Genomic DNA, 17,285 nt, shown 5'->3' with positions numbered 1-17,285 from the left:
ACTGCAACTGCCGTTTCAACTGTCCCGGCAGTATTCATAGGGGCCCCGTATATATCAGGATTAGTCGCATTATTGCGGTAGTCCTGCCATACAACAAGGTAGCGGCTTATCGGTGTGGCTGAACAGGTTCCGTCTGTATATGCAACATCCGGATACATCTGGCCGCTCCCTGCTACAGTGGATACTGCTACTGTAGCCCCAAGGGTCAGGTTAGCGGCGCCAGGGGTCACAAACCTGCCGTATATATCCGCGGACGTAGTCGCCCCCTGTTGATAAACGATCAGGGCATTTGCCCCATCAAAGGCTGCGCGAGGATAACGCTGAAGTGTGGCTGCCGTATTTGCTACTGATACCTGCGTTCCCCAGGTATAAGTCGGAGTGGAGGTAGCAGTAAGCAGGTTGGCCGAAATATCACCGTTAGTATCCACCCCGAAGGTCTCCCATGTGAGGAGATATTTGGTGGTGGAGAGGGAATAGAGCTTCGGTGCAGACCTTGGCTCAGTATTGGGGGTGATAGTGCCGCTGCTTACCGTTGCTGTAGGGTTAGAGGCAGTTGCTGCTGCATGGGTGTTCCTGTTATATGTCTGCCCCCAAAATGCATTGAAGCTGGTTGCTCCTGTAGCACTATTGCGCCCGTAGACCACATAGTAATTGTTATTGAGATCGCAACAGGCCACTGTCGGATAGGCCAGGATCCTATTGGTACCGGTAAGAATAGCAGTGGAAGTTCCAATTACGCCTGCTGTCGTGACCGTGTTCCGGTATATATGAGCAGTAGTAACAGGTGCAGTTGTGTCATTCCACATCATCCATACTACGATAAATCTTGAATTGAGATTGTCATAGGTTACAGATGGGAACTCATCATCTCTGTTTGCCGTATCTCCAATAGTCAGCGGGGTGGCATCAAGGACTGTTCCGGCATTGCTCACCCTCACCCCTCGAATGGCAGTGGTTCCTGTCCCGGTTGCATTCGGGGTACCCGATTGCCATACAATTAGATAGTTGGTCCCATCAAAGGCAATGGCAGGATAATTGTCTGTCGTTGCAAGGTTATCTACACGGATGTCTGCACCCAGGACCGGATCTACAATAACAGGGTAGTCCGCTTCATTTAACCATTTCTCAGGGACTGTAATTGTCAGGCGTGATCCTTCATATTGTGGTGACAGAGTAATCCTCTTCCCGGAATTATCTATAACGACAACCTTGCCATAAGAGGTAACATATTCACCATCCTTACTGAAAAAGTCAATTCCTCCATTTTCATTACTCCTGTGAGATAACTGCGTGCTCAGCTCTCCATGAATTATCAGGTCTCCTGTCTTGTCTGCAAGGGCTCTTTCTATAACCCAGCTTTGCTCAACCCCGTCCTTCCTGACCTCATAGATTTCCTTTACATGAGGAGTCCTTAAATAGGTGACACTGTTTTCCTCAGATATTAAAGATGATGAACCGTTTAGAGAAAACAGTTTATCTGCTGCCTTAATAGATACCAACCGGAATTGCAGTCTGTTATCCTTTTTGCCATGTTCACTCTGTTTCTGGTAGTAAGTTATAGCATCAGGGGTAAACTCTACCCGGTAAGCGGGATCCTCGACCCAATAATTATCAGGTGTGCGGTGATTGACCTGTACCATATGATTCGCTTTATCTATGATTCTGGACAGATCGAAAGGCGGCTGTGGCGGTTGAGGTATTTCAGAAGATTGTATGTTAGCGTATTGGCCAGGTTCAGTTACCTGAACTTTTGATGCATCTGCCTCATTTATTGAGACAATCAGCACCATAGGCAACAAAACCAGACAAATCAAGCCTTGTGTTTTAGATACTAGTCTCTGGAAGTTCCTGACCACGTTCCATACGTGATATTTCATGTTATCCAGGTCCAAGTTGTTTAAATTCATGTTGTATGAGGTCCTTCCTCAAGTTAAATGTTAGTATCTCATATAGGCTCCTTTGCTCTCCGGTTAGTAATATTTACACAGTTAAATCAATTAGACATATTTCGCAATAGACATGCCAAATCAATTATTGGACTTTAGGTACAATACATTGAGTTGCTATCGCAATTTATCCATATATATAGTGGTTACGGGTGACCTTTTTATATTATAAGACATATCAGCTTTTTGTAGAAAAAAGAGCCATTTTAGAACGTCTTTATTTGAAAAAAATCGTAACTATATGAATATACAGACTAATCAAGTCTGTATACTGTTGACACAGAAATATCACTTTTAGGCGGGGATTTAATGGAGTATAATGTCTTCCCGACAAATGTTTTTAAAAAATCTAAATACCCGGTATATTATATGTTTGTCTCTTTTATTACCTGTACTCTCCACATTATCATGTACAACGGGTAAGCGGGATAAAGACCACAATGTATTCAGGATGGCTGTATCCTCAGAGCCACCTACGCTTGACTGGAACCTTGCAACTGACAGCATCTCCATCCGCATAATTGAGAATATAATGGAGGGTTTGACACAGTTTGATAGGGATCTGAAACCGGTGCCAGCCGTGGCAAGCGAATGGAGTGTATCCGGTGACGGAAGGACCTACATATTTTCCATCCGGGATTCTGTCCGATGGAGTGACGGCAGAAAGTTAACTGCCTATGACTTTGAGTACGGATGGAAAAGGCTGCTCAATCCGGCTACGGCATCTCAATATGCATATTTTCTGTATGACATAGAAAATGCCTATGAATATAACAGCGGCCAGATAAAGGACCCATCACTTCTGGGGGTAACTGCCCTCGATGAAACAACATTACAGGTCCGGCTGAAGCGGCCTGTCGTCTATTTCCCCAGTATAACCGCATTCACGGCAACATTCCCTCTGCGTAAAGATATTGTTGAGAAATATGGTGACCGATGGACAGAACCGGGTAATATCGTCACTATAGGTCCATTTAACCTCAGCGAGTGGAGACATGAGTACAGCCTTACACTCACTGCCAGCAGGAATTATTTTGGCGGACGCCCCAGGCTTGATGCAGTCCGATTTTATGTTATCGGTGAGAGTACGACCGCTCTGACACTATATGAAACTGGCGGTCTTGATATTGTATCACTGCCGCCGCTTGCTATACATTCTTATAAAAATCACAGGGAGTATATCCGCCACCCGATCTTACGAGGATACTACTATGGATTCAATGTTGAGAGACCTCCGTTTGATGACAGAAGGATACGGCAGGCATTCTCTATGGCAATAGACCGAACGGTCTTTCCGGAAATCCTTAAAGGAGGAGAATTGCCTGCAACCTCATGGATACCTGAAGGAATGCCTGCATATAATCCATCTGCCGGTCTGACCTTTAATCCGGAGCGGGCAAAGGCATTATTGAAGGACTCCGGTTATCCGGAGGGGAAGGGTTTTCCTGCTGTCACTGCTGTGTTCAGTACTAACCCGGAGAACCTGCTGATCGCGCAAAACCTGCAGGCGCAGTGGAAAAAAAATCTGAATATAAATGTCATGCTCGATAATCAGGAGTGGAAGGTCTTTCTAAAGACACTGCAAAATAACACGCCACCGATATTTCGTCTGGGGTGGGGGGCAGACTATCCTGACCCCGACAATTTCATGAACCTCTTTACATCCAACAGCGGCAACAATCGCACTCACTGGAAAAACAGGGAATATGATAGATTAGTAGATGCAGCAGTCATTGAAAAGGATATGGCAGGACGTAAGAAACTCTACGACCGGGCACAGATAATATTGACTGAGGAAGATGTACCCATAATGCCATTGTTTCAGAATGTACAGAATCTGATGGTGAAGCCATATGTCAAAGGCTTCAAACCAAACGCAATGGATATTATTCACTTTAAGGATGTGTGGATAAAAAAATAATTGCTTAAATTTATCTTTAAAAGACTATTCTGGGGTATACCGGTCCTGTGGGCCGTAGCCACCATCACATTCATCATCATGCACACAGTGCCTGGTGGTCCGTTTGATGAGGAGAAACAACTGCCCCCTGAGATCAAGGCCAATATTGAGCAGAAGTATTATCTTGACAGACCTTTATCAGAACAATATATATTCTATCTCTTAAGTCTAGTGAAGGGAGACCTGGGACCTTCATATAAATATACCGGCAGGACTGTGAGCAATATAATTGCCGACACATTACCGGCATCCATTGAATTAGGCCTTCTTGCATTTATCCTGTCGATTTTGATTGGGGTGGCCGCAGGCATCATCTCCGCCATATCACAGGAACAGCATGGATGGATTGATAAGGCAAGCATGATGATGGCAATAGGAGGTGTATCAATCCCGCATTTCGTCCTTGCAACCATATTAATCCTGATATTGTCTCATACCCTTCGTATCTTTCCACCTGCTCTCTGGGAGGGATGGAGGTATGCCATACTCCCTGCCCTGTCCCTTGCTGCAGCGCCTGCCGCCTACATGGCACGGGTCATGCGGGCAAGCTTCATTAGTATACTTAAGGAAGATTATCTGCGTACATGTTATGCAAAGGGATTGCCGGTCAGATCTATATTTTTCAAACATGCATTAAAGAATGCAATATCACCAATAGTAACATTCTCAGGACCGCTGCTGGCCGGTCTTATAACAGGGTCATTCGTAATAGAATACATATTCTCAATACCGGGTATGGGCAAATACTTTGTAACAGCAGTAATAAACAGGGACTATCCGCTGATCATGGGCGTAACCATTGTATATGCTGTCATGATTGTGCTGGCTAACATAATAGTGGATATCCTGTATTCTATTCTTGATCCGAGGGTCAGGCAATAGTATGAATTTTCGAGTGAACTGTCATGAGCCGTGGGCTCACAAAGATACATGAAAATAATCCCCCTTAATCCCCCTTTTTCAAAGAGGGAATTTAGTTACCCCACTTTAGAAAAGGGGGGCAGGGGGGATTTGAAAGGCTATTTCGAGTGAAACTTACAACTATAATAGCATTCACAGTAATAATTCTTGCGGCCATTACCGCCATCCTGGCCCCGTGGCTTGCCCCTTACCCCTATGATCAACAGGACATGACTGCAATACTTCAATCTCCAAACATGGTACACATCCTCGGCACTGACAACCTTGGCAGGGACCTTCTTAGCAGGTTGATTTACGGGGCACGTGTATCACTTTCCATAGGCCTCCTCACTTCAATTGTTGCCCTTGCCGTGGGAACTGCCTATGGAGCAATATCCGGTTACAAAGGGGGATGGATAGATCACGCACTTATGCGCATAGTTGATGTCCTTTATGCGATTCCTGATTTGCTGCTCATAATCCTCATTACAGTTGTTATCGGCAGGGGGTTCTGGGGGATTTTCATTGCACTTAGCCTCGTAAGCTGGGTAAGTGTCGCAAGATTAGTTCGTGGAGAGGTCCTCAGGATCAAGGAATTATCTTACATAGAGGCAGCAAAAGCTGTAGGGGCAAATAAAAGCAGGATCATATTTCGCCATATCCTGCCATGTCTTAGCGGATTACTTATCGTGACAATGACCTTCCGTATACCTGCTGCCATACTGTCTGAATCTACGCTGAGTTTTGTCGGAATAGGTCTGGAACCTCCGTTCAGCAGCTGGGGTGTCCTTGCCAATGACGGCTGGGCAGCGCTCAGGTTTTACCCTCACCTAATGATATTTCCCGGCATCACCATATTCATCACAGTATTGGCATGCAACATACTGGGTGATGCCATGCATGACCGGCTCAATTAGAAGAGCCGTTTTGACAACCAACTCTATTTTGTTGTATTTTAACCTTAGGTATGAAAACTGCATTCATTTATACCCCGGATTTTGCCATTTATGACTATGGCGCCGGACATCCCATGAAGACGATCAGGCTAAAGCTTTGCCATGACTTAATTAATTCTTATCACGTATTTGATGAAAAAGGCGTTCAACTCATAAAAGCAGTGCCGGCGAAAAAAGAAGAAGTCACATTGTTTCATGATGAAGACTATATAAACGCCCTCGCACTTCAGGACGCAGATCCGTCATTATGTTACCATTTTGGTTTCGGCTCCGGCGATAACCCGAAGTTTAAGGGTGTATATGAATGGTCGCTGCTGTCGGCAGGGGCTTCCATTCAGGCAGCGAGACTGGTTGCCTCAGGGGCGGCCGGCGCCGCATTTAATATTGCGGGCGGTCTGCATCACGCCATGCCGGGCAAGGCATCCGGTTTTTGCTATATCAATGATCCGGCAGTAGCCATCTATGAGCTCTTAAGACAGGGCAAAAGGGTCGCTTACGTTGACGTTGACGCCCATCACGGTGACGGCGTTCAATTCGGATTCTATAATAGTGACAAGGTCCTTACCATTTCGCTCCATGAGAGTGGAGAGTTTCTATTTCCAGGCACAGGATTTGTTGAAGAGATCGGAGAAGGCATTGGAAAGGGTTACTCTGTAAATCTACCCTTCTATCCCGGGACCGGGGATGATGTCTTTTTTTGGGGGTTTGATGAAGTCGTGCCGCCTATTATCAAGGCTTTTAAACCTGATATTATGGTAACACAATTAGGCGTTGATACCATGACATCAGACCCGCTTACTCATCTCAACCTTACAACAAATGGATTCTGCCGTATGGTTGAGAGATTTCGATCATTCGGGATTCCCTGGGTTGCTTTAGGTGGCGGTGGATATGATATAACTGCAGTAGCAAGGTCCTGGACCCTTGCATTTGGAATAATGTGCGGAATTGAGCTGAATGATGAAATCCCGGCTGAAAGTCAGATTAATCTTAATAAATACGGTTTGAAAGGTAACACCCTGCGTGACCATGAAAAGGGATTACCGGAAAACGGCACTGAAAAAAGATGGGCTGAAACTAAGATAAACTACATCAGGGAGAACATCTTTCCATTTTATGGTATCTAAAACGCGCTTAATAGCAACAATCATATTGTCTCTTTACATTCTATCCGGTTTTGCTCATGCTGGACAAGACGATCTCACATCACAATTTCTCTCTCTGCCTGTTAAAGGAGACACTGACAGAGTCTGGTTTAATAAGGGCAAGATCCTATATGAACAGATGGACTACCTGAAGTCACGCAATGCCTTTTCAAAGATTAGTAATAATGCCCCCCCTGATATATTAGCTGAATCGTTATATTTATCAGCCAACTGTCTTCTAAAGACAGGTAATTATGATACTGCCGCATCACTTGCAGATGATGTTTCCAGCAAGAGCTGGGTTTACCCATTCGCCCTCTATACCAGGGCAATGATCAGCCTGAACAAAGGCAATAATATGGAGGCATTAAAACTGCTTGAAGAGGTGTCAAAACATACAGGAAGTGTCCTGTCATTCCTGAGAAAACAGACTGCTGAAGAAGAGGCAAGACAGAGACAAACATTGGCTCTCGCTCACAGGGCAAGTCTTACTCTTGGATTTATGCATCTCGAAAAGAAAGAGTACAATGAAGCTATTAAATATCTATTAGAGATCCCAAAAGAGAGCCAATACTATGCAAACGCCCTTTTTGGTCTCGGATGGGCATATGCTGGTATGGACAGGTTGGTAAGGAGTGTGGTTATCTGGGAGACTCTGTTCTCATCATACCCGAATAGCCGTTATTCTCTTGAAGTAGCTCCCTATATTGGAAATGCATATACTCAATTGAATGCCTATGGGAAGGCTGTAGAGCAAAACGGTATCGCCCTTAGATATTACAAAGATGTCTCTGCAAAGATATCTGCTTTAATAATCGAGATACAACAGGGGGATATTAAAAAGATATCCACCATTATCAATGTCTACGGAAATAATGAGGTGAGTGCCGGGCTGAGATTATACAAGGGATTATTGCAGATGGAAGAATACCTTGGCCAGTCGGGTCCGGACACCCATCCTGATTCTGAGTCATTGATCAGAAATTCAATTAAGAAGCGGCAGCTCATACTTGATGACATCAAGAGTGCAGAGGTTGCGCATCTGGAGAAACTACAAAAACAGCTTCTTGAAACCTCGATTGAGACCACAATCAGGATGGCACAGAATCTCATGTTGGAAGGCGGCGGACAGATTAGCAGTAATATGACGTTTATTGACCATGATTAGAATCCTTTTTTTACTCTTTGTTTTTCTCCTCACATCCTGTGCACGAGAGAAGTTGGATATAATGAAGGAGAGTAATGTCCGCTCCGTCACGGAAGAGATTCTAACCTTTCAGGATATACCACATGAGGCTGCGCTCGAGTATCGCTGGAATGCGCTCAGGGAATATGAGGAATTTATACGAAACAACAGGGGTTTTAAGAGTGCATCAATGGCTGACAGCATGAACCAGCTTGCAGACATCTATATGAAGATAGAGGAAAATACCTATCAGCAGCAGAAGGATAAGTACGATCATTCAAGATCGCGGCGGATATACAGGGAGATCATGTCTCTATATCCTGACAGGGCAGGCAACGAGGATGTTTTGTACCAGTTAGCCCGAGGATATATGGATGAGGGGGACTGGCAAAGTTCTGTTGCAACCCTTGAGCGGCTGATTAAAGAATATCCTGAAGGCAAATATACACAGGAGGCATACTTCAGGCTGGGTGAATTTTACTATGGGATTGGTCAGGTTACCAAGTCAGTCCCATATTACCGCCAGGTAATCAGAAATGATGATTACAACTTCTACGACAAGGCATTATACAAACTGGGATGGGCCCTTTTTCAAGGCAAACACTACGAGGATGCTGCTGATAAATTCATGACGCTCCTTGAAAGGCGGAATGTAAAACTGACGCCTTCAGGAAAAGAGGAGATAGGAGATATCCTGATTATAGAAAGGGATCTGGTCTGGGACTCCATAAGGAATCTCATCCTCTTATTTGACTACATGGGCGGAGTTGACAGGATAGCAAACTATTTCAAGGTAAGGGGCGTCCAGGCTTACGAACCGTACATCTATAGAAAGCTTGGTGACATCTATCTTGATACAGGGAGGTTTAAGGAGGCTGCAGACATATTTGAGGCGTTTATTAATACAAATCCGTATCATGAGGATGCGCCTGTATTCAATTCAAAGATCATAGAGGCATATTCAAAGGGGAATATGTTAGACCTTGCATTTAATTCACGGATTAAGCTTATAGAAACATACAGAGATGACGGCATCTGGTTTAAATCCAACAGGAGAAATGCCCAGAAACGGGCCAGAGAGATCGTTCAGGCCAATAAGCCGCTTATCAAAAATGACCTCTTTCAGCTGGCAAAATTTCATTATGCAAAGGCAAGGACTTCCAAGAAAAAAGACGACATTGATGAGGCTATTACATGGCTTCAGAGATATCCCTTCAACTTCCCGGACGACACAGAATCAATTGAGCTGAGTTTCGTCCTTGCAGAGATACTTTTTGATATGAAATATTACGAAAGGGCTGCAGCAGAATATGAGAAGGTAGCATACCAGTATAGTCCATCGCCATTTGCAGTGGAATCAGGCTACAGCGCCCTCCTCTCGCTTGAAAAGCTTGCAAGGCCATCAGGAGAGATACGGGCAGATAATGAATATATCCAGAGATTTGGCGAAAGCTCATGGAAGTTTGCATCTTCTTTTCCTGAAGATAAGAGGGTTCCGGAAGTGTTGTTAAACGGGACAGAGGTATTCTTCAATTTGGGAAACTTTGAAGAGAGCAGGAAAATGGCACAGAAGTTAATAGAGAACAAGCTCGCAACTGAAAAAAACAGATATGTTGCCCAGAGATATATCGCTGAGAGTTTTGTTAAGGAAGAGGCATACGGAAGGAGTGAGGAAGAGATAAAGAAGGCTATAGCTCTTGTCCCTGCCTCTGACAGGAAAGACCTTCCGGTACTTGAAAAGGCCCTTGCAGCTTCACTGTATAAACAGGCAGAGGGTCTTAAGTCTGAGGGAAAGATTAAAGAAGCGGCGGATACTTTCAGAAAGGTCTATGATACATCTCCTGACACTGACATTGCGCCGGTAGCCCTTTATGATGCCGGTGTGTTGTACGAACAGAATAAAGAGCCGGACAATGCAATAAATGTGTATCAGCTGCTCTTGCTGAGATATCCATCATCAAGATATACACCGGTTGCTGTTTCAGAATGGGGAGAGATCCTCGAATCAAGGGGCACATACATCAGCGCCGCACAGATTTATGAAAATGCTTCTTCCATATTGGAAGAGAAGAGTGCTCGGGAAAATATGTTGTACAAGGCTATTCTGAATTATGAAAAGAGCGGTAATATTGACACTATGTATAAAAATTATTTAAGAAACTTCGACCGTTTTCAAACTGAATTTCCTGACAGTCCGAGACTTATAGAACTTACTTTCCGGGCTGCCGGATATAAAGATACACTGAAGGATTATACCGCTTCACGTCTCTTGTACGAAAAGACCATTTCACTCCACAAAAGGGCTGGCGCATCTGCTACTATGGGAGATACCATCTCAGCAGCCAGGGCACAACTCATCCTGGGTGATTACAGAAAACGACTATACGAACAGGTAAAGATAGTCGGGCCCGTAGAGGATAATCTTAAAAAGAAGGAAGGTCTGCTTAAAGAGACACTAACCGATTATACTGCCGCTGCAAAATACCGAATCAGCGAGATTACAACAGAAGCAACATTTAAAATGGGGGAAATATTTGAACACCATAAGGATGCTATCATGACCTCTGAGAGGCCGTCAGAACTTACCGGTGAACAGATGGAAGAGTATAACTACCTGCTCGAAGAACAGGCATATCCATTTGAGGAGAAGGCGATCGGAATTCATGAGGGTAATGTAAGGAAGACCGTCGAGGAAGGGATATACAATTTGTGGGTTAAGAAAAGCTATGAACGGTTATCTTCGCTCGTACCGGCAAAATACAAACGGGATGAAGCAGGTAAACCATATGCCGGAGATTTATCAGATAAATTAGCTGATGACCCCGTTAGTTATAATGATCGTGGAATAACCTTGAGGGAAACTGGTGATTTCAAAAAGTCGGAAGAAGATTATAAGCAGAGTATTGCACTGAAACCTGATTTCAGCGATGCATACCTGAATCTCGGCATTCTTTATGAACTTTACCTGGGCAAATATGTGGATGCCTTAAAAAATTATAAGGAATATGTTAAGTTAGGGGGGGAAAGGAAAGAAGTCCTGTCGTGGATTGATATGCTTGAGAAGAGAACAGGTGTAAGATAGTGGTCCCTGAACAAGTACGGGATGACAGATTGGGAGGACGTACTTTAAGATGAAACATAAGAATCATATCAGACAACTAACTGTATTGTTTATCTTCCTCATTTGCATACTCTGCAGCGGAAACTCATATGCCGAGGACAAAACAGAGGAGGAAAAAAAGATCTCTGTTGAAAAAACACAGGTTTTCGGAGTGCTGGAAAAACCTGCAGTTATATTTCCGGTTCGGTGGAAGAATCCTGAGGGACAACCTCTAAAGACACTTCCTTATGATCGAAGCTTTAAGGAAGAGATATTTGAGTTTATAGATATGGGAATTATCAATCAGGAGGGTTTATGGGAATAATACTCAGCATTATAGGGTTTTTCAAGGCGGGAGGGCTTTTTATGTTCCCTATCATGCTTATGCTTGCAATCGGGACAGCAATAATAATTGAACGGTTCAAATTCCTGAAAAAGACATGGACTGATGGCAGCACATTATGGTCAAAGGTAGAGGCGAGCATTAAGACAAATTGTATCGAAGATGCTATAAAAGAGTGCAGTCTTTCTGAGGCAGCCCTGCCAAAGGTACTCTCGGCCGGTTTGGAAAAGGCTAAGACTGTCAAACTTGGCAAGGACTCGCGTGAGGAACTGGAGAATCATCTCGAGGAGGCGATGCTGGATGTAATACCACAGCTTGAACGACGTACTCACTACCTCCCCACACTGGCAAATGTATCAACCCTGTTGGGACTTCTCGGTACAATAATTGGGCTTATACAGTCTTTTCAGTCTCTGGCCGTAGCAGACCCTTCCCAGAAGGCATTCCTGCTGGCTCAGGGTGTTTCAGTGGCCATGAATACTACTGCATTCGGTTTGATTGTGGCAATCCCAATAATGCTCTGTTATTCATATATTCAATCCCGCACTATTAAGACAGTAGACACTCTTGATGCCTATTCAATAAAACTTGTTAACTTATTGACATCAGAATAGACAATATGCTTCCTAAACCTTCGTCAAGAAAACACAGACTTGCCTCTGAGAGCGAACTTCAGATAATTACATTCCTGAATCTGATGGTCATACTGATACCATTCTTGCTGATGACCACGGTATTCGCAAAGATGGCAGTTATAGAGCTGACTACTCCTGCATCCAGCCAGAAGTCAACACCGCCTCCAGCTGTAAAAAAAGACCAGAATGCAGGATTCAGGCTTACGATAGCATTACTTGATGATGAGATAAATGTACTGAATGGTGAAACGACACTCGGGATATTCAAAAAGGATACAGGCGGAAAATATGATTTAACCGGTCTGCCTCCCCTGATATCTAAACTCAAGCAACAGTATCCTGGTGAAAATGATGCGGTAATCCTGAGCAGCCCCAAAATACCGTATATGACGATTGTAGAAGTAATAGACGCTGTCAGGGGACACTTCCCAGGCATCTCCTTGAATGAACTATGATATACGTACCATCACGCGTAAAAAGACATAAATATAAATTCGGGATGAATACCGGGCTTAATCTCGTATCCCTGATGGATATCTTCACCATAATCCTGCTCTTCCTGTTATTTAATGTATCTGGTGAAGATGAGGCTATTACAGTACCTGATATAGTCAGACTTCCGGTATCAGTATCTACCGTTAAACCTGTTCCTGCCACGACTGTGTATATAACCGGCGACACTATTTTTCTTGGAGACAAAAAGATTGCCAGTACTCAGGATGTGATAAAGAGCGGTGAGCCGGGTATAGATAGTCTGGAAAAGGAACTTATTGTTCAGATGTCACAAAATGAAGTGGATACTGAAAATGATGGAACCCGAAAGAAGATAATTATAATGGGTGATAAGTTGATACCATTTACCCTGTTGAAGAAGGTCATGTACACCTGTTCCTGGGCTGGTTACCAGACATTCTCATTAGCCGTTATTCAGAAAGAATAGTTCATTATGCCCCCGCCAATTCATGACAACAGCGATGCGCTGTTCAGGAGATTGCTTACCATATCTGTGGCAATATATTTTTGTTTTGCCATTTTAGTTGTCATGATCCCATATAAACCTGATCTTAAAAAGATTTCAATCCAGCCGCAGAGGATTGTAAAATTGACTGAAATACCGTTGAAGGTACAAACACCTGCGGCAACACCGGCCAAGATCAGGGAAAAACAGCGTAATCTGGAAGAGCAAAAGAGGCGTGAGGAGGAGTTAAAAAAGGCTGCAGCGGCAAAGAATGCTGAAATGGAGAAAAAGAAGCTTGAAGAGGCACAGCGTCTCGCAGAAGAAAGAAAGAGACGGGAAGATGAAAGGATTAAGGCTGAAGAAATAAGACGGGCTGAGGAGGAAAGGAAGAGGGCAGAAGAGGAACAGAGGCTGGCAAAGGAACGAAACAAGGAGATCGCAAAAAACAGCGGTATCCTGAAGGCAATGCAGGGAAGGGGAAGATCAAACAACTTGACTAATACAGAAGAAATAAACGATGTCATAACCCAGTCTCAGGTTAAACTGCTGAAGGGATCACAGCAGGCCGGTGCAACAGCTGGAAAGCCGGTACTGAAAGGCAGCGGCGGCATTGGGAGTGTCTCAGCCGGAGTCGAAAAAGGTCAGCCTGGACGACTCAGCGGACAGCGTACGATCACCGCCGGGGAGATATCACCTTCCGGAAAGGGAGCAGCATCCCCATTCTCAAAATCCACACTTCTGCAGACGCGCAGCCAGGCATCTGTTAAAGATGTGATAAAATCACACCGCGGCAGTCTTGATTTTGCTTACCGAAAGGCGCTGAGGAGTGATCCCACCCTCAAGGGAATAATATCCATAGAATTCACACTCGCCCCTGACGGCACCATAATAAACGCACGCATAGTATCAAGCACAGTCGGTGATCCAGAATTTGAAGAAGATGTGCTGAAAAGGGTTAAGACATGGAAATTCCCGGCCTATCCTGACAGCGGAAATACCATAGTCACATACCCTATAGAATTTTCACCGGCGTAAAATTCAATGCAACATCATAAAATCCTTGACACCCGGGGGTTGCGGGACTTATTATTCACAAGATAATGAGGACAGCAACATCTCTATGATCAGGCAGTTTAATCATAAATACACCAGATTCGATGCACACTTCGGAGAGAAGGCCTCCTGCCCTTCCGGCCTGTCGTATCAGGCAACTCCATTGCCGGATAATCATCTTTCAAGGTTCGAACCCATAGAGTTGGCTCAGATGGATGATGTGGCTATGCTGGATCGCATTGAAACCAAGTACGTTCTCGAAGTCAGTCAACTTGTTTCGTTTATAGCATCTCTGAGTGAACACTATTGGCTGCTTAGTATTGACGGTATACAAAAGAGCAGCTATCAGAATCTCTATTTTGACAGCCCGCATTTCACACTATATCTGCTTCACCATTCCGGTGCCAGATACAGACATAAGGTCCGCTTCCGCCGGTATGTTGACACAGACAGAAAATTCCTGGAGGTCAAGTTAAAAACAAACAAAAATAGGACGGTCAAACAGCGCCTTGAAACCCGAGAAGTAATCTCCAATTTGGATACTCAAACCAGCGAATTTATATATTCTCATCTCGGGCCAGAGACCCGGTCTCTCGAGCCCAAACTCCGTATTGATTTTTCCCGGATCACATTAGTCAGTAAATATCAGCCTGAGAGATTGACGCTGGACCTTGACCTGCGATTCGGCAATGATGAAGATGCAATAGTTCTTAAGGATCTGGTCATAGCCGAAGTAAAACAGACAAAAGAGAACCGTAATTCGGACTTTATCCGGCAGATGAGGACAATGTGCATCCGCCCGATAGATATCAGCAAATACTGCATTGGCGTTTCCATGCTGTATCGCAGCATCAAGCATAACACCTTCAAGCCTGCCTTGCGTATAATCACTAAATTGACTGGAGGCAGAGAGAGTGTTCAATAATGTAGGTAACTATATACTTGGCACAGGGTTCAATCTTGCGATCGCCCTGCTGATTGTCAGATTCATTTACTATCCCAGAACACGTGACAAAAATTATGTACTTACATTTCTATCCTTCAATACCGTGGTATATTTTGTACTTGGATTACTGACCAGCATCGAGTTGAGCATCGGGGTTGGATTTGGTTTGTTTGCCCTTTTTTCAGTACTGCGTTATCGTGCAGACGAGATACCTATAAGGGAGATGACATATCTCTTCATCGTCATTGCCCTGCCTGTGATGAATTCTGCCCTTAGCTCAAGCGGCGACATTATCAAGGTAATCATTGCCAACGCGGTCATGGTGGCCCTGCTTTTCATACTGGAGAAAGGATGGGGGTTCCGCTTTGAAGTCAGTAAAAAAATTACATACGAAAACATTGACCTGATTACCCCAAACAATAGAGAGCTCCTGCTGAATGACCTGCGCAAACGCACAGGATTACCAATAAGATTTGCACAGATAGGGCGAATAGACTTTGTCAAAGACACTGCTGAAATAAAGATCTATTACGAAGAACCTGAGACATATTCGCAGGGCCGCTGACAATATTTGATTGATTTAACCACTTTAAGCCAGGACTCACAAAGGATCATGTATATTACTCCCCCTGCATACCTTGAGGAAAAGGGGTCATAATGAAATTGAAAGGCTTATCTCAATCGAAACTCAGCCGGTTCATCGTATTTGCAACATTATGTGCAGTGGTTGTTTCTGCATTGATTGTATACATGCCGGGACAGACAAATGCAGCAGCAGAGAAGGCACTGAGAAAAAACAGGAAGAGCGCACGTCCGGATGGATGGAGTGCAGAGGCGCACAGCAGCAATGCCGCCCCAAACTATGATGTGGTCTTTCCTCATGACAGGGTAAATCAACTTACGATCAGGATTTCCCGGGAAAATTGGAAGTTAATGCAGGACAATATGACCAGGCTGTTTGGTGAACGAAGGATACCATTGAATGAGAAAGATCTGAAGGCCGGCAGGCGTCCCAATGTTACCGGAAAAAGGACGAGCGGTGTTATCAAACGTGGTTATAATGCAGAGAATCCAGTCTGGGTGCCTGCTGCAATAGAGTTTAACGGCAAAAACTGGCAGTACGCAGGCCTACGCTATAAAGGAAATGTATCGCTGATGAATCTTTGGGACAGAGGCGACATAAATTTGCCGTTCAAACTGGAATTCGACCGCTTCGAGGACAAGCATCCCGAGGTAAAGAGTCAACGATTTTATGGATTCAGGGTGCTGTCATTTTCAAGCAACTTTGGTGACAACTCAGCAATGAGGGAGAGGATAGCATATGCTATCCTGAAGGAAGCCGGACTGGTTGCTTCAGAAACCGGTTATTATGAGGTCCAACTCGACTATGGTGATGAAACCCCTGTCACTCTGGGTTTGTACACCGCTGTTGAAGAGACTGACGATACTGTCATAAGGCGTTTCTTTGGAGATGATAATGGCAATATTTACAAGGCAGATGGTTATGCAGCAAATCTCGCTAAAGGAACCTTTGAACACATAAGCCAGAGTTTTATCAAGAAAAACAACAAAAAAAAGAGTAATTGGAGTGACATTGAGGCACTGTATAAGGTCCTTCATTCAGCAGAACGCACTGATAATCCTATGGTCTGGAGATCAAAACTGGAGGCAATATTCGATGTTAACGTCTTTCTCAAGTGGCTTGCCGTCAGCGCCTTGATTCAACACTGGGATAGTTATGGTTCCATTGCCCACAACTATTATCTCTATAATAACCAACAAACCGGCCGGTTAACATTTATCTCGTGGGATCATAATCGTGTGCTCGCAGATCATGCTGGATATTCGTTTGATAGGAAAGAGATCGGCAGCAATTGGCCTTTGATACGCTTTCTACTGGATGATCCGTCATACTATAATACTTATATCAATTATTTTTGCGAAATGAGTACCAGCGTATTCAAAGCAGACATGTTGGCAGGTCAGTACCGGTCTATCGCGGATATGCTTGCGCCGTATGAAAGTAAAGGAGTAAATGATAAATCGTATGATGCCGCTGTCCGGAAATTGACTGAGTGGACATACTTACGCGAAAAAACTGCTGCAGATTTCTGTCATGATAAACTGATTAAATAATAAGTCCCGCAGTCATCCAAC

Annotated in this window: 14 protein-coding genes and 1 pseudogene; 14 read left to right on the top strand and 1 reads right to left on the bottom strand. The window is 44.2% G+C overall.

Translation table 11 applies throughout. The features are described 5' to 3' along the window. On the bottom strand, positions 1-1,907 hold a 1,907-nt coding region (locus IT392_04670), incomplete at its 3' end, for a hypothetical protein (GenBank protein MCC6543779.1). A 373-nt stretch (positions 1,908-2,280) separates the two neighbouring features. Between IT392_04670 and IT392_04665 the strand changes: the two genes are divergently transcribed. The 14 genes and pseudogenes from IT392_04665 to IT392_04600 all read left to right on the top strand — a co-directional run bounded on the left by IT392_04665 (position 2,281) and on the right by IT392_04600 (position 17,264). Beyond that, positions 2,281-3,867: a peptide ABC transporter substrate-binding protein gene (locus tag IT392_04665; protein MCC6543778.1), complete on the top strand. Its 1,587-nt coding sequence runs from the start codon at positions 2,281-2,283 to the stop codon at positions 3,865-3,867. Next, entirely contained in the window at positions 3,868-4,788 is a 921-nt protein-coding gene (locus IT392_04660; GenBank protein MCC6543777.1) for an ABC transporter permease subunit, read from the top strand. A 197-nt stretch (positions 4,789-4,985) separates the two neighbouring features. Then, a pseudogene (locus tag IT392_04655) lies at positions 4,986-5,723 on the top strand (ABC transporter permease). A 50-nt stretch (positions 5,724-5,773) separates the two neighbouring features. Next, entirely contained in the window at positions 5,774-6,889 is a 1,116-nt protein-coding gene (locus IT392_04650) for an acetoin utilization protein AcuC (GenBank protein MCC6543776.1), read from the top strand. A 25-nt stretch (positions 6,890-6,914) separates the two neighbouring features. After that, complete coding sequence (locus IT392_04645; GenBank protein ID MCC6543775.1) at positions 6,915-8,075, top strand: tetratricopeptide repeat protein; 1,161 nt, start codon at positions 6,915-6,917, stop codon at positions 8,073-8,075. A gap of 61 nt (positions 8,076-8,136) precedes the next feature. Continuing rightward, complete coding sequence (locus tag IT392_04640; GenBank protein MCC6543774.1) at positions 8,137-11,175, top strand: tetratricopeptide repeat protein; 3,039 nt, start codon at positions 8,137-8,139, stop codon at positions 11,173-11,175. A gap of 49 nt (positions 11,176-11,224) precedes the next feature. Then, positions 11,225-11,518 (top strand): hypothetical protein, encoded by a 294-nt coding sequence (locus IT392_04635; GenBank protein MCC6543773.1) that lies wholly within the window; start codon positions 11,225-11,227, stop codon positions 11,516-11,518. Beyond that, a complete protein-coding gene (locus IT392_04630; protein ID MCC6543772.1) occupies positions 11,509-12,150 on the top strand; it encodes a MotA/TolQ/ExbB proton channel family protein in 642 nt (213 codons plus the stop codon). Before IT392_04635 ends, IT392_04630 begins: the two co-directional genes overlap by 10 nt. Before the next feature lie 5 nt (positions 12,151-12,155). After that, complete coding sequence (locus tag IT392_04625; protein ID MCC6543771.1) at positions 12,156-12,626, top strand: biopolymer transporter ExbD; 471 nt, start codon at positions 12,156-12,158, stop codon at positions 12,624-12,626. Then, a complete protein-coding gene (locus IT392_04620) occupies positions 12,623-13,111 on the top strand; it encodes a biopolymer transporter ExbD (protein MCC6543770.1) in 489 nt (162 codons plus the stop codon). The genes IT392_04625 and IT392_04620 overlap by 4 nt, the downstream gene beginning before the upstream one ends. Before the next feature lie 6 nt (positions 13,112-13,117). Continuing rightward, positions 13,118-14,164 (top strand): TonB family protein, encoded by a 1,047-nt coding sequence (locus tag IT392_04615; protein MCC6543769.1) that lies wholly within the window; start codon positions 13,118-13,120, stop codon positions 14,162-14,164. An 85-nt stretch (positions 14,165-14,249) separates the two neighbouring features. Then, on the top strand, positions 14,250-15,107 hold the full coding sequence (locus tag IT392_04610) for a polyphosphate polymerase domain-containing protein (protein ID MCC6543768.1): 858 nt from the start codon (positions 14,250-14,252) through the stop codon (positions 15,105-15,107). Beyond that, entirely contained in the window at positions 15,097-15,693 is a 597-nt protein-coding gene (locus tag IT392_04605) for a DUF4956 domain-containing protein (GenBank protein MCC6543767.1), read from the top strand. Before IT392_04610 ends, IT392_04605 begins: the two co-directional genes overlap by 11 nt. Before the next feature lie 92 nt (positions 15,694-15,785). Beyond that, the gene (locus tag IT392_04600) at positions 15,786-17,264 is read left to right on the top strand and encodes a CotH kinase family protein (GenBank protein MCC6543766.1); all 1,479 of its coding nucleotides are present in this window, start codon (positions 15,786-15,788) and stop codon (positions 17,262-17,264) included. Positions 17,265-17,285: the final 21 nt, after the last annotated feature.

The sequence above is a fragment of the Nitrospirota bacterium genome (assembly GCA_020846775.1).
Classification (GTDB): Bacteria; Nitrospirota; 9FT-COMBO-42-15; order HDB-SIOI813; family HDB-SIOI813; genus RBG-16-43-11.
This window is presented reverse-complemented; position numbering and strand designations above follow the sequence as displayed.